General features: G+C 36.4%; 16 protein-coding genes. 15 read left to right on the top strand and 1 reads right to left on the bottom strand.

The genetic code is table 11. From position 1 onward, the window contains the following. Positions 1 to 21: 21 nt before the first annotated feature. The 14 genes from DHU68_RS05395 to aroA all read left to right on the top strand — a co-directional run bounded on the left by DHU68_RS05395 (position 22) and on the right by aroA (position 16323). On the top strand, positions 22 to 816 hold the full coding sequence (locus DHU68_RS05395; RefSeq protein ID WP_108821959.1) for a thymidylate synthase: 795 nt from the start codon (positions 22 to 24) through the stop codon (positions 814 to 816). A gap of 390 nt (positions 817 to 1206) precedes the next feature. Continuing rightward, positions 1207 to 1662 carry a 50S ribosomal protein L13 gene (gene rplM, locus DHU68_RS05390; RefSeq protein ID WP_108821958.1) on the top strand — a complete coding sequence of 152 codons (456 nt, stop codon included), beginning with the start codon at positions 1207 to 1209 and terminating at the stop codon, positions 1660 to 1662. Between the two features lie 6 nt (positions 1663 to 1668). Next, on the top strand, positions 1669 to 2055 hold the full coding sequence (gene rpsI / locus DHU68_RS05385) for a 30S ribosomal protein S9 (RefSeq protein ID WP_108821957.1): 387 nt from the start codon (positions 1669 to 1671) through the stop codon (positions 2053 to 2055). 191 nt (positions 2056 to 2246) lie between these two features. Further along, positions 2247 to 3098, top strand: a complete 852-nt coding sequence (gene rpsB / locus DHU68_RS05380; RefSeq protein WP_108821956.1) for a 30S ribosomal protein S2 — start codon at positions 2247 to 2249, stop codon at positions 3096 to 3098. Between the two features lie 105 nt (positions 3099 to 3203). Continuing rightward, on the top strand, positions 3204 to 4028 hold the full coding sequence (gene tsf / locus DHU68_RS05375) for a translation elongation factor Ts (RefSeq protein ID WP_108821955.1): 825 nt from the start codon (positions 3204 to 3206) through the stop codon (positions 4026 to 4028). A 162-nt stretch (positions 4029 to 4190) separates the two neighbouring features. Continuing rightward, on the top strand, positions 4191 to 4952 hold the full coding sequence (gene yaaA, locus DHU68_RS05370; protein WP_108822142.1) for a peroxide stress protein YaaA: 762 nt from the start codon (positions 4191 to 4193) through the stop codon (positions 4950 to 4952). Between the two features lie 115 nt (positions 4953 to 5067). After that, on the top strand, positions 5068 to 5814 hold the full coding sequence (gene gpmA, locus DHU68_RS05365; protein ID WP_108821954.1) for a 2,3-diphosphoglycerate-dependent phosphoglycerate mutase: 747 nt from the start codon (positions 5068 to 5070) through the stop codon (positions 5812 to 5814). Between the two features lie 231 nt (positions 5815 to 6045). Beyond that, entirely contained in the window at positions 6046 to 6624 is a 579-nt protein-coding gene (locus DHU68_RS05360) for a 50S ribosomal protein L25/general stress protein Ctc (RefSeq protein WP_108821953.1), read from the top strand. 25 nt (positions 6625 to 6649) lie between these two features. Next, positions 6650 to 7213, top strand: a complete 564-nt coding sequence (pth, locus tag DHU68_RS05355; RefSeq protein WP_108821952.1) for an aminoacyl-tRNA hydrolase — start codon at positions 6650 to 6652, stop codon at positions 7211 to 7213. Positions 7214 to 7258: 45 nt separating this feature from the next. Next, positions 7259 to 9523: a glycoside hydrolase N-terminal domain-containing protein gene (locus DHU68_RS05350; RefSeq protein WP_108822141.1), complete on the top strand. Its 2265-nt coding sequence runs from the start codon at positions 7259 to 7261 to the stop codon at positions 9521 to 9523. Between the two features lie 34 nt (positions 9524 to 9557). Further along, positions 9558 to 9983, top strand: a complete 426-nt coding sequence (locus DHU68_RS05345) for an RNA-binding S4 domain-containing protein (protein WP_108821951.1) — start codon at positions 9558 to 9560, stop codon at positions 9981 to 9983. Between the two features lie 415 nt (positions 9984 to 10398). After that, entirely contained in the window at positions 10399 to 12135 is a 1737-nt protein-coding gene (locus DHU68_RS05340) for a phosphoenolpyruvate carboxykinase (RefSeq protein WP_108821950.1), read from the top strand. Between the two features lie 96 nt (positions 12136 to 12231). Further along, complete coding sequence (gene ppc / locus DHU68_RS05335) at positions 12232 to 14871, top strand: phosphoenolpyruvate carboxylase (RefSeq protein WP_108821949.1); 2640 nt, start codon at positions 12232 to 12234, stop codon at positions 14869 to 14871. 231 nt (positions 14872 to 15102) lie between these two features. Continuing rightward, a complete protein-coding gene (gene aroA, locus DHU68_RS05330; protein WP_108821948.1) occupies positions 15103 to 16323 on the top strand; it encodes a 3-phosphoshikimate 1-carboxyvinyltransferase in 1221 nt (406 codons plus the stop codon). 6 nt (positions 16324 to 16329) lie between these two features. On the opposite strand, the gene era is transcribed toward aroA, so the two are convergent. After that, positions 16330 to 17211 carry a GTPase Era gene (gene era / locus DHU68_RS05325; RefSeq protein ID WP_108821947.1) on the bottom strand — a complete coding sequence of 294 codons (882 nt, stop codon included), beginning with the start codon at positions 17209 to 17211 and terminating at the stop codon, positions 16330 to 16332. A gap of 165 nt (positions 17212 to 17376) precedes the next feature. Here era and DHU68_RS05320 point away from each other — a divergent pair, with 165 nt between their 5' ends. Further along, on the top strand, positions 17377 to 19131 hold the full coding sequence (locus tag DHU68_RS05320; RefSeq protein WP_108821946.1) for a L,D-transpeptidase family protein: 1755 nt from the start codon (positions 17377 to 17379) through the stop codon (positions 19129 to 19131). Positions 19132 to 19147: the final 16 nt, after the last annotated feature.

Here is a 19147-nt window from a genome sequence, read left to right as displayed (position 1 = left end):
ATAAAAGGAAGAACATAAAATATGAAACAATATCACGATCTGCTAAAGCGAGTTCTAGCCGAAGGTGTTGAAAAAAGCGACCGTACCGGAACCGGTACAATAAGTGTATTTGGTCATCAAAGCCGCTATGACCTTGCCGAAGGGTTTCCTGTACTAACAACAAAAAAACTGCATTTAAAATCAATTATACACGAGCTACTATGGTTCTTGGCAGGAGACACAAACGTCAAATACCTGCAAGAAAATGGTGTTCGTATCTGGAACGAATGGGCTGACGAGAATGGAGACCTTGGGCATATCTACGGATATCAGTGGCGCTCATGGCCCGACTACGACGGAGGTCATATCGATCAGATCACAGAAGTTGTTAACACCATTAAGAACAATCCTGATTCGCGTCGTATCATAGTTAATGCTTGGAATGTAGGTGACATTAAAAACATGAACCTCCCACCCTGCCATGCATTTTTCCAATTTTATGTAGCAAACGGAAAATTAAGTTTGCAACTATATCAACGCAGTGCTGACATATTCTTAGGTGTTCCGTTTAACATTGCATCTTACGCCCTGCTACTTCAGATGATGGCGCAAGTAACCGGACTAGAAGCAGGTGAATTCGTTCATACTCTAGGAGATGCACATATATACACGAATCACTTAGAACAAGTTAAACTACAATTAACAAGAGACTTCCGCCCTCTTCCTCAAATGAAGATTAATCCGAATGTAAAAAGCATCTTTGATTTCAAATACGAAGACTTCGAACTTATAGGTTACGATCCACACCCTCATATAAAAGGAGCTGTGGCTGTATAAAAAAATAAAAATAGTAGGACTGCCTTTGCTATCTCAATAATAGCAAGGTAGTTTTCTTTTATATCAGACCTACACTTTGAGAATAAACTCTTAGACGTATATTTCAGCATCTTCGAAACATTGATCCAACGTAACAAAATAATATAGAATGTATAAACCTTAAGTCATCAAAGACTATTATTAATTCTAATTCAAAAAAAATATACATCATTTTATCTACTCTTTTCTTTGCTAATTCGCTCATAATTTGTAATTTTGCATGCCGATTATTACGAAATATAGCGTAAAAAATTGATAAACAAACAATTATCATTTACCATACTTAGCTCGGTGAATGGATAAACGTTGTGTGAGTCAGAAAAGTAATTAACCAAATTAATTTTTAAGCAAGTGGATACTTTAAGTTATAAGACCATTTCCGCGAACAAAGCAACTGCAAACAAAGAATGGGTTGTAGTTGACGCAACAGGCCAAACACTAGGACGTATGGCGTCTAAAGTGGCAAAACTTCTTAGAGGGAAGTACAAACCAAATTTCACTCCACACGTTGACTGTGGTGACAATGTTATCATCATCAATGCTGATAAAGTTGTTCTTACAGGAAACAAATGGAACGATCGTGTATACCTAAGCTATACAGGCTATCCAGGTGGACAAAGAGAAATAACTCCTGCTAAATTGATGGAAAAAGGAGCTGACCGCCTAGTTCATAAAGTAGTAAAAGGGATGTTACCTAAAAACCGTTTAGGTGCTGCTCTTCTTAAGAACCTTTATGTATATGCAGGAAATGAGCATACTCATGATGCTCAACAACCAAAATCAATAGATATTAACGCTCTTAAATAAAAATTAATGGAAGTAGTAAATGCAATAGGAAGACGTAAAGCTGCTATAGCTCGCGTATTCGTAAGCGAAGGAACCGGAAAAATCACTATCAACAAACGTGAATTAGACAATTACTTCCCTTCAACTATTCTTCAGTATGTTGTAAACCAACCTCTAAACAAATTAGGAGTTGCTGAAAAATACGACATCAAGATTAACCTAAACGGAGGTGGATATAAAGGACAAGCAGAAGCTGCTCGCCTTGGTATCGCTCGTGCTTTGGTAAAAATCAATCCTGAAGACAAAGCTGCTCTTAGAGCTGAAGGATTTATGACTCGCGACCCACGTGTTGTAGAACGTAAAAAACCGGGACAACCAAAAGCAAGAAAAAGATTTCAATTCTCAAAACGTTAATTTGGAAATTATTTTACCCAATTACGCTTTATCGGCTTTTGCCGCTTAGAGACTTTAGATTGGTTAATATATGATGAGTCGGCCTCATCTCTAAAATTACGTTTAGTATCTAAATTGCCGGGACTTCAACAAATGAGCTACCCGACAATTCGCTAACAGAAAAAGAAAGTAAACGAAACAAAAATCAAAAAATGGCAAAATTAGAATTCGACCAATTACTAGAAGCAGGTGTACACTTCGGTCACTTAAAAAGAAAGTGGAATCCAGCAATGGCTCCTTATATTTTCATGGAGCGTAACGGCATCCACATTATTGACCTTTATAAGACAATAGCTAAGACAGAAGAAGCGGCAGCTGCTCTAAAACAAATAGCTAAATCTGGAAAGAAAATTTTATTTGTTGCTACAAAAAAACAAGCAAAACAAGTTGTTACAGATCTAGCAGAATCAGTAAACATGCCATACGTTGTAGAACGTTGGCCTGGAGGTATGTTGACTAACTTCCCTACAATCCGTAAGGCTGTTAAGAAAATGTCAACTATCGACAAAATGATCAAAGACGGAACTTTCAACACTCTTTCTAAGAGAGAAAGACTTCAAGTAACACGTCAACGTGCTAAACTTGAAAAAACTCTTGGTTCGATCCAAGACCTAACTCGTCTTCCTTCAGCTCTATTCGTAGTTGATGTTATGAAAGAAAACATCGCCATTAAAGAAGCTAACCGCCTAGGTATACCTATCTTTGCTATGGTTGATACAAACTCAAATCCACATGATGTTGACTTTGTAATCCCAGCTAATGACGATGCTGCAAAATCTATCGAACTTATCCTTGGAAGCCTTTGCGAAAGCATTAAAGAAGGTCTTGAGGAAAGAAAAATAGAAAAAGCTGACTCTAGCGCAGCTGAAGCACAAGAAGGCGAAGATGCTCCTAAAAGAGAGCGTAAAGCTAAAACTGGTGCTAAGAAAGTTGTAGCTAAAGAAGACCAAGAAGCAATAAATGCTGCTGTAGCTAGCAAATTTGCAAAAGAGGACGAAGAATAATTTATTATAATTGACTAAGAACTAGCCTCTAAGATACTTCTTAGAGACTATTTCTTGGTCTTTTTTATTAGAAAATAATTATAAACCTAAATAAAAAGAAATAAAATGGCAATATCAATGGCAGATATCCAACACCTACGCAAAATGACAGGTGCAGGTATGATGGATTGTAAAAATGCTTTAACTGAAGCAGAAGGAGATTTCGACAAAGCAATTGAAATTATTCGTAAAAAAGGACAAGCTTTCGCAGCAAAACGTGAAGACCGTGAAGCTACTGAAGGGTGTGTTCTTGCAGCAACTAACGGTGAATATGCTACAATCGTAGCAGTTAACTGCGAAACTGACTTCGTTGCTATGAATGCTGATTTTGTAAACATGACAAAATCTATTCTTGATGCTGCCCTTGCAAATAAACCAGCTGACCTAGATGCTTTAAAAGCTCTTACAATTGATGGTCGTTCGATCTCAGATGTTGTAACAGACAGAATGGGTATCACTGGCGAAAAAATGGAATTAAGTGTATACGAGCAAGTTTCAGCTCCTTATGTAATCGCTTACGTTCACCCAGGAAATAAATTAGCTTCTATCGTAGGTTTCAACAAAGCTAATGTTGACGAGCAAGTTGCTAAAGACGTAGCTATGCAAGTTGCAGCTATGAATCCTGTAGCTCTTGTACCAGAAGAAGTTTCAGAAGAAATCAAACAAAGAGAGCTTTCTATCGCAAGAGAAAAAGCTATCGAAGCAGGAAAACCTGAAAACCTTCTTGATAGAATCGCAGAAGGAGCTTTGACTAAATTCTACAAGGAATTTACTCTACTTCAACAAGAGTTTGTAAAAAATCCAAAACAAACAATTGCTCAATATTTAGCAGCAAGTGATAAAGATCTTGCAGTTGTAGCATTCAAACGTTTCACTTTGAACGCTGAATAATCAGATCTTTCTATAGATAAAAGAAAAAGCAACTCTAAAAAAAGAGTTGCTTTTTTTATGAAAAAATTCATATATAGGTCGTTATTATCTATCTTTTGAACTATTAGCATTTCAAGTTGTTTGGTAGTATATAATATAATTATAAAAATAAAATTAAAAGATATGCTTATCATATTATCACCTGCAAAACTGCAAAACTTTGACACACCAGCTAAGATAAAAGAAGCAACCACTCCCCTATTCGAAAAAGAAGCAAATGAATTATATGCTTCGATGGAAGGAATATCAGTAAGTGAAATAGGTTCACTAATGAATATCAATCCTCAGCTAGCTCACGATGTATATCAGTATATCCATGCTTTTTCTCTGCCCAAAACACCACAAAAGCAAGCGATTTTTGCTTATAACGGAATTGCGTACAAAGGCTTAGATGCCGAAAGCATGACTAAAGAAGACTTAAAATTTGCTCAAAAACATCTTGCACATATAACCGGGCTATACGGTGTGCTTCGCCCTTTAGATTTGATAAAACCATATCGTCTGGAAATGCAGATCCCTTTAGCAAATAATAAAGGTAAAAATCTATACGATTTCTGGACAGAAACTATTAGTAATTATATAGCTAAAGAAATGGAAGCGGATGATAATGTATTAATAAATCTGGCTTCAAAAGAATATTCAAAAGCTGTAAACAAAAAACTACTACCTAAAGGACATCGCATCATAACACCAATCTTTAAAGAACATACTGATAAAGGCTACAAGCAGATTGTTGTCTATGCTAAAAAAGCAAGGGGAATGATGAGTCGTTTCATTATCCAAAACAAACTAACCGATGTAGAACATCTTAAAGCATTCGATACTGAAGGTTATGCATTTTCTGAACAATTATCAAATGATAAAGAATGGGTATTTGTCAGATAACCATCTGACAAAATACAGAATTTAATTTTCCAAATATATTTTACATCTTGTAATTTGTCAGTATTTTAAATACCTTTGCGACATACAGTAGAAATCGTAATTTAAAAATATTATAATGAAAAAAATTGTATTAATTCGCCACGGAGAAAGCGTTTGGAACAAAGAAAACCGCTTTACAGGATGGACAAATGTAGACTTATCTGAAAAAGGAGTAGAAGAGGCTCTAAAAGCTGGTAAACTTTTAAAGGAAGAAGGCTTTAAATTTACTTTGGCATACACTTCTTACCTTAAAAGAGCTGTTAAAACATTGAACAATATTCTAGACCAAATGGACTTGGACTGGATACCTGTTGAAAAAACTTGGCGTTTGAACGAAAAGCATTATGGTATGCTTCAAGGATTGAACAAAGCTGAGACTGCTGAAAAATACGGCGACGAACAAGTTCTTGTTTGGAGACGTAGCTATGATGTTCCACCTACACCACTAGAAGAAACAGATCCACGTTCAGCATCTCAAGACCCTAGATATGCTGATGTACCTAAAGCTTATATCCCTCAAACTGAAGCATTGAAAGAGACTGTAGACCGTATTCTTCCATACTGGCAAGAAGTAATCTACCCATCAATGATGCATCACGACGAAATCATCGTTGCTGCTCATGGTAACAGTCTTCGTGGTATCATCAAATATTTGAAAGGAATTTCAGACGAAGATATCGTAGGACTAAACCTGCCAACTGCTGTACCTTATGTATTTGAATTCGATGATGATCTAAACCTAGTGAAAGATTATTTCCTTGGCGACCCTGAAGAAATCAAAAAATTGATGGAAGCTGTAGCAAACCAAGGCAAGAAAAAATAATATAATTTCTTACTATATATCTAACCCTCTCTATCTTACAAGAGAGGGTTATTTTTTTATTGTAAAACAAATAGGATTATAGTCAATAATTCCTCCTACCCTTTTTAATATTTTAGCTAGGATTATTAAAAGATTTGCATTATCTTTGCACCGCTTTTTGAGCCCGTACGTGTGATGGGAATGAGGAAGCAATCCTTAATTTGAGTAACACAATTAGAAAAATTAAAAAAAATGAAAACATTTGAGTTAAAAGGCCAAGCCAGAGAACTTGTTGGAAAAAAAGCAGCTAACGCACTTCGTAAAGAAGATAAAATCCCTGCTGTAGTATATGGTGTTGATAACAAAGAAGCTGTTCACTTCACAGTAAGCAATAGCGATGTTAGAAAATTAATTTATACTCCTGAGATTTTCCTTGTAGATCTTACTATCGATGGTAAAAATCTTAAAGCAATCCTTAAAGATATCCAGTTTCATCCAGTAACTGACGCTATTCTACACCTTGATTTCTATCAAGTAGCAGAAGAAAGACCTATCGTTATCGATGTACCTGTTGTACTTGATGGTCTTGCTGAAGGTGTGAAAGCAGGGGGTAAACTTTCATTAGACTTACGTAAACTGAAAGTAAAAGCTTTATACAAAAATATTCCAGAAAAATTACATATTAATGTTTCAGCTCTAGCTCTTGGAAAATCTATCCAAGTTGGAGAACTGAGCTTCGAAGGACTAGAACTTCTTAATGCTAAAAATTCAGTTGTTTGCCGCGTTCAATTAACACGTGCTGCAAGAGGTCTTGCTGCTAAAAACGGCTAATTAGGATAACAATATTATTCATTGAATGAAATACTTGATTGCCGGCTTAGGTAATATTGGTAGAGAATACGAATATACCCGCCACAATATAGGATTCAGAGTATTGGACGCTTTAGCTAAAGCGTCCAATATTGTTTTTACAGACAGGCGCTATGGTTCTGTGGCTGAGTTGAAAGTAAAAGGACGTACCCTTATACTTCTCAAACCATCTACTTACATGAACCTCAGTGGCAATGCTGTTCGTTATTGGTTGAATCAGGAAAAAATTCCTATCGAAAATCTCCTTGTTGTAGTAGACGACCTTGCCTTACCTTTTGGCACACTTCGTCTAAAAGGAAAAGGAAGTGATGCGGGACACAATGGGCTGAAGAATATTCAAAGTATCTTGGGTACTCAACAATATGCCCGACTTCGCTTTGGAATTGGGAACGAATTTCCTAGAGGTGGACAGGTTGACTATGTACTAGATAATTTCTCGGATGAAGAAGAGACAGTCCTTCCCGAAAAATTTGACATTTGTGCAGAAATAATCAAAAGTTTCTGTTTAGCAGGAATACAAAATACAATGAATCAATACAATAATAAATAAATTATTTGCAGTAACATCTGCATGTTAACCCCAAAGCAACTAGCTATGAAACATTATATAACTATTTTGCTATTATTGGGAGCATTTAACCTTTATCTCCCCTTAAAAGCGCAAAACACAGTTCCACCACAGTCAAACTTAGCATTGTGGTACAAGCAACCGGCTACAGACTGGATGACTTCTGCTCTACCTATTGGTAACGGACGAATAGGTGCTATGATTTTTGGCGGAATCTCACAAGAGAGAATCCAATTTAACGATAAGACCCTCTGGACCGGCAGCGACACCATAAGAGGGGCATTTCAAAACTTTGGAGATATTTATATAGACTTCGAAGGTCACCAAAACTATAGTAACTACAGACGCGAACTTGATATTGAGAATGCCATTGCAAGAGTAAACTATACAGTAGGAAACATTTCATATACTCGCGAATACTTAGCAAGCTACCCTGATGACGTTATTGTTATGCGTCTTACTTCAAATAAAAAGAAGAAACTGGGCTTTAGCATAAGATTAAATGGAGCACATAATGAAACAACTGAAGTACAAAACGATAATTCCTTGAATATAAAAGGTAGATTTGAGCTTCTTTCTTACTATTCTAAACTCAAAATTGAAACAAAAGGCGGAACGATCACCAAATCAGATTCGTCCATTATTGTTAATAATGCAGATGAAGCCATAATATATTTAACTGCCGGTACGAATTACGACGCAAAAAATCCCGACTATTTAGCAAAAGAGGCTTGGCTTGACCAAATCATCACTTCAAATACCAAAGCAGCAAAAAAAGGATACAAGAAAATCAAAGAAGACCACATCAAGGATTTTCATTCTCTATTCAACCGTATATATCTAAACGTAGGAAATTCGAAACCAACGATCCCTACGAACGAATTATTCAAAAATTATACAAACGGAATTTATGATCCTGCCGCCGACATATTATATTTCCAATATGGGCGTTATTTAAAAATAGCTTGTTCGAGACCGCGGTTAGATCAACCATCAAACTTACAAGGTCTTTGGAACGATAGCAACAATCCACCTTGGGAAAGTGATATACATTCCAATATCAATGTACAAATGAACTATTGGCCTGTAGAAACTACAAACTTAGCCGAGTGTCACCTACCCTTTATCAATTACATATACAACGAAGCTATCCTTCATGACTCTTGGAAAAACATGGCAAAAGAGCTTGATTGTGCAGGATGGGTGGTAAAAACAGAAAACAACATATTCGGACATTCGCGTTGGATGTGGAATCGTCCCGCAAATGCTTGGTATTGCATGCATATATGGGACAAATATCTATTCGACCCTCAGAAAGAATACCTTGAAAACATAGCTTATCCGATTATGAAATCGGCATGTGAGTTCTGGTTAGACAGACTTATTGTTGACGATGATGGAAAACTAGTCGCTCCCAACGAATGGTCGCCCGAACACGGACCTTGGGAAAGCGGAAATGCCTATGCCCAACAATTAATATGGGATTTGTTCTCAAACACTATCGAAGCCGGAGATATTCTTGGTACAGATAAAGAATTCATATCAAATTTGAAGCATAAATTCAACCGCCTTGATAATGGTCTTGCCATAGGAGAATGGGGACAACTTCGTGAATGGAAACATGAACAGGATGATCCTCAGAACCAACATCGACATGTATCTCACCTTATAGGACTTTATCCAGGTAAACAGATATCACCGATGCACAATAAAGAGTACGCAGATGCAGCAAAGGTTTCTTTGAATGCCAGAGGCGATGGAGGCACCGGATGGAGCAGAGCTTGGAAAATATCTTTTTGGGCTAGATTATTAGATGGCGATCATGCCCACCTCTTACTCAAAAGCGCAATGACACTGACAGGGAAAGACCCTAATGGTTTGAACTATAGTGGAAGTTCTGCGGGAATCTACGAGAATCTATTCGATGCCCATCCTCCATTTCAGATAGATGGCAATTTTGGAGCTACTGCCGGAATTGCAGAAATGTTATTACATTCGCATCTGAAAGAATTGCACCTGCTACCAGCTCTACCCTCTGTATGGAAAAACGGAGTTGTGAAAGGACTACGTGCAAGAGATGGCTTTGAGGTAGATATGGAGTGGAAAGAAGGTAAATTAACGAAAGCTACCATTCTATCAACTCATGGAAATAAATGCCGAATAAGAACAGATATTCCAATAATGAATAAAAAGCTAGACATAGTTTCTACCCCTGATATTGAAGGTTATTATATTCTTGAATTTGAGACAAAAACATCAGAAGTTTATCATTTAACTGTGACAGATCAATAGAAAATTGATATTTTAGGAAAATAATATATACGTAATGAAAGAACCTAAAACAGAAGTACGAATTGACAAGTGGTTGTGGGCTGTAAGATTATTCAAGACACGCTCCATAGCTATAGATGCATGTAAAAAAGGACGTATTTCGATAAAAGGAATGACAATCAAACCTTCCAGAATGATTAAAGTCGGAGACGTTATTGATGTAAAACGTCCTCCTATCACCTACTCTTTCGAGGTACTTAATCTGACCGAAAACAGAATGGGAGCTAAACTCGTTCCTGAATTCATGAAAGATGTTACATCTCCCTCTCAACTCGAAATATTGGAACTGTCTAAAGTTAGCGGTTTCGTTGATAGAGCTAGAGGTACAGGACGTCCTACTAAAAAAGACAGAAGAGATCTCCAACAATTTTCTGAAGACTTTTCATTCTTCGACGATTGGGATTTGGATGAAGATGAATAAAAATACTGTTTACATATCTTTTTATAAAGTAAAGGAGACTCTAAGTAAGAGTCTCCTTTTGTATTTTATTCAAAATTATTTCATAACAAGGAAAATTCAATATAGAAAAACACACCTCTAAAATCAAAGGAAACTTCAAAGATACAAAAAATCAAAAATAAATCAATTCCATATCACCAAAGAACAACTAAATAATAAAAACTTAATTTTAATTTACATTTTAATATGAAATTAGTCTCGATTTCATTGAAATGTCTAGCTAAGATTCCTTAAATTTGGAAGCTAGAAAATTTAGCATTTACAAGTGTGATATAAGAAATTTTCTCAACAGAAGCCTCCTCGTTTTATCCGTATGGACAAGAGGTTGAAAAATGAACATTAATATAAGAAAGACAAACTATAAAATAAATAAAGTATGCTACAAGAATTTACGTTAAGCGAAGGAAAAGCAATTATAAACTTCACGTTAAAATATTGTGACACTCGACAAAAAATTTTAAACAGTTACGGGTTCCATCGCGTAATGGAAACTTTTATCAGAAAACTCAAAAAAGAACAAGTTATCATATATGATTATTATATGAAAGAGTTCGAATCTGAGGAAGAGTTTAAACGCACACTCATCGAAGCTTTCAAATTACTAACTGTCTGTAACTCAGATGAAGTACAAACAGTTCACAATAAATATGCTATTTTCTTCAATGATAAAGACTTGTTCATTGAGTTAATCGAACTTCTGTATAGTTTCTGGAGAAGTCTCGAAAGATATACAATCGTACACAATAGCACTGTTGGTCAAGGTTTGCAAAGTGTTAGATTCATGCAAGCCAATGAACTATTCAACGAACTAGTATTATCCATTTATCGTCGTATAGAAGAAACGATAATGGGATACCAACATAGAGTATACCGCCAACTAAACGCTGGTGCTAATGCTGCATTAACTCTTAGTAATGTTAGCTGGAACTGCCCTGTCGAATACAATGGTCTTTCTCAAATACCATTTATAACAGGTGTAATGTTCCAACCTCCGTTTATGTCTTATACTAAAAGAAATACACGCGATGGTATTTTTCAGGAGCATCAACAGAATCCTATCAAGAATATACAGCTGAGTGAAGATGATTGGTTCTTGTTCCCTGCAAAAGTAGGTAACATGCTCACATTTGTGTATTTCCACAAAGACTTTATGGTACATGGATTCTCTCTTTCCAACTTATTCGAACTAGCAAAAGAAAGTGAATATATTGGTAAAAAACCAGATATAATATATGTATTTGGTTACCCTGACGGACAAGAAGAAAAACGTACTTTCTATTATAAAGATACGCAAAACAATATTCTTATCGGGTATGCGAATCATTGCGATGATATAGACTATTTCGGTTACATGAAAAAAATGCTTTTAACATTACATAATGTTAAGCAAATGGAATTTAATCGTCTGCCAATACACGGTGCAATGGTAAACATCCTTTTAAAGAACGGAAAAGAATCTAACATTATCATTATGGGTGATAGCGGAGCCGGTAAATCCGAAAGCTTAGAGGCATTCCGTACACTGAATGAAAAATATATCCGTCATATGCGTGTTATTTTCGACGATATGGGATATTTAAAGAAAGAAGAAGACGGAACAATTAAAGGATATGGAACTGAGATCGGAGCATTTGTGCGCATCGATGACTTAGATCCGGCATATGCATTCCAGCAACTTGAAAGAGGTATATACTCTAATCCGGACAAAGTTAATGCTCGAATTACTATTCCTGCGGCTACTTATGATATTATAATGAGAGGGTATAAAGTAGACTATTTCCTTTATGCCAACAATTATACAGATGCTGAAGATAATAAGCAAATTGAGTTCTTCGACGATCTGGAAGAAGCTATAAAGGTATTCGAAGCCGGAGCTCGTAAAGCAAAAGGAACAACTACCGAAAAGGGACTTGTAACTTCTTATTTTGCAAATCCTTTCGGACCTGTACAAGAACCCGAATTAGCAGGAAGACTTATCAGAGAGTATTTTACCGACATGCATAAAAATGGTGTAAAAATAGGTGAGATATACACCCTCCTGGCAATTGACGGGAAAGCGAAAGAAGGTCCTCGCGAAGCTGCAGAAGAACTATTTAAACTGATAAACGAATAACTTTATTACATGCGACTAGAAGTATGACTTACATCTATTGTAGTCTGCTTCTGGTTACTGTATAATGACTACTATAATAATTTAATAGTAACAATTATGGACAACTTGCAACAACCATTGATGCAGGCCAACATCAAGCTTCTAGGAGATTTGCTGGGTAAAACCATCAGCGAAGCCAGAGGTAAAGATATGGTTGACCTTGTCGAAACTGTTCGCAGACTTTCAAAAGCATCGCATTCCGGCGATATTGAAGCACATAAGGCACTCGTAAAGACATTACAAAACTTAAGAGATGAAGAATTTTTACCTGTTGCTCGAGCATTCAATCAGTTTTTGAATCTGACAAACACTGCAGAACAGTACAATAGTGTTTCTCCCCATTCGCAAGGGGCAGAAAACCCGGTAAACTTTAAAGGGATTTTTCGTAAACTAAAAGAAGCTAATCTTAGCGACGAAGAGATTATCCAAGCAATTGAAAATATATCTATCGACTTAGTATTAACGGCACATCCGACCGAAATAAACAGACGATCTCTTATCAATAATCTTAATCAAGTAGACCATTGTCTGGGACTACTGGATCATGATGACCTATCGGCACATCAAAGAGTTCAGATTTTACGTCGCTTGAAACAATTAGTAGCTCAATATTGGTATACTGACGAAATCAGACAAAACCGCCCTACCCCTAACGAAGAAGCGAAATGGGGATATGAGGTTATCGAAAGCAGTTTATGGAAGGCTGTACCAGCCTATCTAAGAGAACTAGATGAGCAGATACAGGAAGTCTTACATTATAAAATCCCAATTGATGCCCGCCCAATACATTTTTCATCGTGGATGGGAGGAGACAGAGACGGCAACCCTAATGTGACATCAAAAATTACACACGAAGTACTACTTGATAGCAGAAGAAGAGCGACAAGATTGTTCCTTGAAGATATTGAGGTTCTGGTAAAGGAACTTTCGATGGCTACTTGTACTACCGAATTTAGAGATTACATAAAGGATTACAAGATACAAGAGCCTTACCGCGAACTGATGAAAAGACTTCGTTCGCAATTGAAGGAAACCCTTGCATACATAGATGCCAAAATTGCGGGTAAAAATCCTGAATTTACAGAAAACATCTTAGTTCGCAACGAACAGCTTTGGGAACCTCTATACGAATGCTACAAATCGCTAGTTGCCTGCAAAATGGAAATTATAGCGAATGACAATCTGCTCGATACCTTACGCAGAATAAAAGCATTCGGTATGACATTAGCTCAACTTGATATACGACAAGAAAGTACAGTTCACACTGAAGCTTTATCAGAGATTACCCAATATCTGGGTATGGGAGATTATGAGGCTTGGACTGAAGAAGAAAAACAAGCCTTCCTTCTCAGAGAACTAAATTCCAGAAGACCTTTACTTCCTCTTCATTGGGATCCTAGTCCTCAGACAAAAGAGTTATTAGAAACATGTAAAGTCATAGCAGAGACACCGGTTGGCGCAATACCAACATATATAATCTCTATGACCCGTACACCATCTGATATTCTTGCTGTTTATTTATTCCTAAAAGAAGCTGGCTGCCCATATATACTTCCTGTCACTCCGTTATTTGAGACATTGAATGACTTGAATAATGCAAATAAGATCATGCAACAGCTATTTAGCATCGACTGGTACAAAGAAACCATCGCCGGTAAACAAATGATAATGATCGGTTATTCCGACTCAGCCAAAGATGCCGGATCACTAGCTGCGGGATGGGCACAATACAGAGCTCAGGAAGCGTTGATTAAAACATGTCAAGAAGAAGGAGTAGCATTAACCTTATTTCATGGACGAGGTGGTACTGTCGGACGTGGTGGAGGCCCTGCTAAAGTGGCTCTATTCTCCCAACCTCCGGGTTCACTAAAAGATGGATTAAGAGTAACAGAGCAAGGTGAAATGATTCGCTTCAAACTTGGATTACCAAATCTAGCAATCAAAACACTGTCTCTATATACTGATGCTATCCTCGAAGCAAATCTATTACCTCCTCCTGCTCCTAAACAAGAATGGAGAGATTTGATGGATGAGCTTTCGGATATTTCGTGTAGAAGTTATCAGGATCTTGTTTACAGAAACCCTGATTTTATACCATATTTCTATCAAGCTACACCCGAGTCGGAACTTACACGCCTGCCATTAGGCTCGCGTCCGGCTAAAAGACGCCCAAATGGAGGAGTAGAAAGTCTTCGTGCAATTCCTTGGATCTTTGGATGGACACAAAACAGGCTTATGCTTCCGGCATGGCTTGGAGCAGGACAAGCGCTACAAGAGGCTATTGATAATGGAAAACTAGATACGCTGAAAGCAATGTACAGTGAATGGCCATTCTTTGGAACTCGTATGAGCATGTTAGAAATGGTATTTGCTAAAGCTGACCCTAGAATGTCTGAATATTATGACGAAAGGCTGGTTGACCCTAATTTCCTTCCGATAGGAGAAAGACTTAGAGAGCAGCTCGAAAGTGATATAGAAACAATATTAAAGATTTCTCAAGACAATTACTTGATGGAAGGCTTACCGTTGATTGCTGAAAATATCGCTATGCGTAATATTTATACCAATCCGCTAAATCTTTTGCAAGTAGAATTACTTCATCGTACCAGAAAAGATGGTGAACACTCTCACGAATTAGAATTAGCTTTAATGATTACAATTTCAGGTATTGCTGCCGGTATGCGTAATACAGGGTGATGCTCTTGCTGTAATCTTGAAAATAATTTAAAAGAGAATAAGATCTTAGTACCTTATTCTCTTTTCTTTAAAATTACAAGCTGATAAAAATCTTATAATTAATTATAATTATACAATTTAAAGGTCTATAAATATCAAAATATATTTCTCCATCATATCTCTTAATCTATGTTTAAATCTTTGATATAATCTAGGCTTTTGATTAAATTCGCAAAACGAATTGTGAATATTATGCAATATAAAATTAACGCACCAGACGCTATTGATTCTACAATACAATTGCCCGCGTCGAAAAGTATAAGCAACAGAGCTCTTATATTAAATGCTCTTAGTCTTAATTCATATGACATTGAAAATCTGTCCAACTGTGACGATACAAATGTGATGGTAGAAGCTTTCAGAAGTGAAAGTAACCTGATAGATGTAAAAGCAGCAGGAACATCGATGAGATTTCTTACAGCCTTTCTCTCCATTACTCCTGGTCAATGGGTTATCACAGGAACAGAAAGGATGAAGGAACGTCCTATTCATATTCTTGTTGATGCGCTAGTTTCGTTAGGTGCACGAATTAAATATTTAGGAAAGGTAGGATATCCTCCTTTACAGATAAACGGTACAGCCCTAGAAGGTGGTAGTATTTACCTTTCGGGAGATGTAAGTTCACAATTCATCTCGGCTTTGCTGATGATCGCCCCTACAATGACAAAGGGTCTAACAATCCATTTAGAAGGAGATATCATTTCCATCCCTTACATTAAACTTACACTGGGAATGATGGCTCAGTTTGGCGTTAAAGCCCATTGGGAAGACAGAACAATAAGAATTCACCCTGAAGAGTACAAACCAACACACTACGTAGTTGAATCTGACTGGTCAGCTGCTTCATATTGGTACGAAATGGCAGCATTAGTAAACGATGCAAAAATAGAATTAAAAGGACTCTTCAAAAATAGTATGCAAGGAGATTCTAAAGTAGCCGAACTATTTCTAGACTTGGGTATTGAAACGGAATATACCAAAGACGGAGTAATCTTAAGAAAGACAAATAGGACTACTAAAAAAATGTTCCATAATTTTATCAACGAACCTGATCTTGCTCAAACTTTTGTAGTGACATGCTGCTTGATGAATATTCCTTTTATGTTCACAGGTCTGCAAAGCCTTAAAATAAAAGAGACTGATCGGATAGAAGCATTAAAAGCTGAAATGAAGAAGCTAGGCTATCTAATCTACGATAGCGAAAATAGTATTCTGGAATGGAATGGTGAAAGATGTGAACCGGAAGAGACTCCTGTCATTAAAACATATGAAGACCATCGTATGGCAATGGCCTTCGCTCCTGCTGCAATTAAGATTAAAAATATCACAATTGCAGAACCTATGGTTATTACAAAATCTTACCCAAGATACTGGGAGGATTTGAAAGCTGTCGGTTTCTCTATCGAAGAATAAAATATATTAATCTAAGCGATATCCGTATTGGCGGAGTAGGTTATCCCTGCTTCGCCAATCTTTTTCCACCTTGACAAAAATTTCCAGGAATATTTTCTTATTGAAGAATCGCTCTAAGTCTTTTCTCGCCATAGTAGCCATCTTTTTTAAAGCTGCACCTTGATGCCCGATAATAATACCTTTTTGAGTATCGCGTTCTACTATGATTAAAGCTTTTATATTGATTAATCCATCTTCTTCGATAAACTGCTCAACAACTACCTCTACTGCATAAGGAATCTCTTTCTGATAATAAAGAAGTATCTTCTCACGGATAATCTCTGTAACAAAGAATCGAGCCGGACGGTCAGTTAAAGCATCTTTTTCGAAATATGGGGGCGAATCCGGAATCAAATCAAGAATACGTTTTTTTACAATATCGATATTAAATTTGTTTAAGGCAGAAATTGGATATATTTCAGCCTTAGGCAAAAGATCTCTCCATTGTTCTACCAATGTTTCCAGATCTTTTTGATTTGTCTGATCTATTTTGTTGATGAGTAACAAAACAGGAGCCTCTGCTTTCTGAACTTTCTTCAAGAATTCTTCATTCTTATCCGTTTTTTCAATCACATCAGTCACATATAGCAACACATCAGCATCACTCAAAGCTGACTCTGAAAAGTTCAGCATCGATTCCTGTAATTTATAGTTTGGACGAAGAACTCCGGGAGTGTCAGAATAGACAATCTGATAATCATCGGTATTTACTATTCCTAATATACGATGGCGTGTTGTCTGAGCTTTAGATGTTATAATAGAAATCTTTTCTCCTACCAATAAGTTCATCAATGTTGATTTTCCGACATTAGGGTTACCAACTATATTTACAAATCCTGATTTATGCATCAATATAACGTTTTTATTTAAATACAAAAGTAAGAAAGTTTTCAAGAAATATAAACATTATCTATTCTTGCATTGTTCAAAACATTGAAAACTGTCAAAGATTTATTATATTTGTTCAATAAGCTATACACTTATACATACTCTTTTGACCTCTAATATAACTTTATGAAGCATTATTCTCTGGTCTGTTTTTTTGCTATATTATCTCTATTCTTTTGGAGTTGCAAACGAGGGCAGACAGTCATCTCAGAATCAAGTAAAAAAGAAGTTGTAAAATCTATTTTTGCTCAACACTATCCAGAGTTTAACCCTGGTGACCTAAAAGAGAGATTAAAAGAGGTTGTCTCTACCGACTCTATCATAGCGCCTTTTTATGCACATACCTCCTATACTCCAATATGGGTTCATGATACGTTAGACACTAAAAATTTAGCAGAGCTTATCGAACTACTAAACGATGTAGATAAACATGGCTTATCTAATGATTGCTTTACATCTACAGAGATAGCTGCGATAACTGATTCTATATCATCAAAGCTATATGGTGAAGATTTGAATACCATCTATTCAAAAATAATCCATTTGGAACAGAGCGCTACTAAAGCTGTTGCTAAGTATGTAACAGGAATGCGATTCGGTTTTCTTAATCCAAAAGATATCTATGGTAAAAAACTATACGACATAGATTTGTTGAAACCAGACTCAACATACACTGTTTCTCTTTATGAAGAAATGAAGGAGAACCCTATAAAAGCTATGCTAGAATCTCATCCTACTGATAGTATATATCGAAAATTGCAGGAAGAGTATAGCCGTTTAGCAAATTTGTCTGATACAATGTTCCAGAGAATAGTAATGGGAAGCAGTAACTATAGATTGGGTAGCAAAGGGAAGAACATTTCGGCTATAGCAAACAGACTTATATTAACAGGGGAATATACTCCTGATCCTAACAGTAGAGACAGTCTTCATTCAGAATTGAACGAAGAATTACTAGCTGCAATCAATCTTTTCAGAATCAGGAATTCTTATCTGGAAGAAAAAGAGGTTGGACTACTGACTATAAATGCACTTAACCGCCCTATAGAATATTATCTCAATACCATTAAAGCGAATATGGAGCGCTACCGTTGGAAACGAAGCAAGCAAGAGCATGATAAACATATTGAAGTGAATGTTCCTGCATTTATGCTTGTTGCATCTGACAAAAGAAATGATAGCCTTCTTCTTATTTCGAGAGTCTGTGTAGGTTCTATAAGAAATAAGACGCCTCTAATGACGAGCGACTTAGCTTATATGAATCTTAATCCGACGTGGAATATCCCTTCCAGTATAGCTAAAACAGAGGTTGCTGTTTTGCAAAAAAAAGATCCTACATATATCAAACGGAAAAACATGAAATTATATAAAGGAGGAAAAGAAGTTGACCCTGAATCAATAGACTGGTCGAAGATAAACACCTCTAAGTTTTCTTATATTGTAAGACAACAGCCTGGACCAAGCAATTCTCTGGGCTTAATCAAATTTATGTTCAACAATTCTTTTTCAGTATATCTTCACGATACACCATCAAAAGCTACATTCAACAGAAAAAATAGAGCTGTCAGTCATGGATGTATACGGGTTCAAAAACCTTTTGATTTAGCTGTCTTTGCTATGTATCCGGTAGCTGAAATATATAAAGACAGACTATTATATAGCGTAGGTATGAGTGTGGAAACAAAAGAAGCTAAAAAGCTATTGAAAGAGGAAAAATTAAAAAAACTTCCAGACATCATAAACATCCCTGCTGATAATAAGATATCTTTAGCTATAGACTATCGAACAGCTTTCTGCTACCCAAAAGACAAAGCTTTATATTATGCTGATGATATTTACGAATATGATGAATTAATCCTTGAAGAATTAGATAAAATATAATAAAAAAGAGAGAGCA

It is taken from the genome of Dysgonomonas sp. Marseille-P4361 (assembly GCF_900343125.1).
GTDB lineage: Bacteria > Bacteroidota > Bacteroidia > Bacteroidales > Dysgonomonadaceae > Dysgonomonas.
The sequence above is the reverse complement of the archived record's forward strand: the minus strand, read 5'-3'. Positions and strand labels throughout refer to the sequence as shown.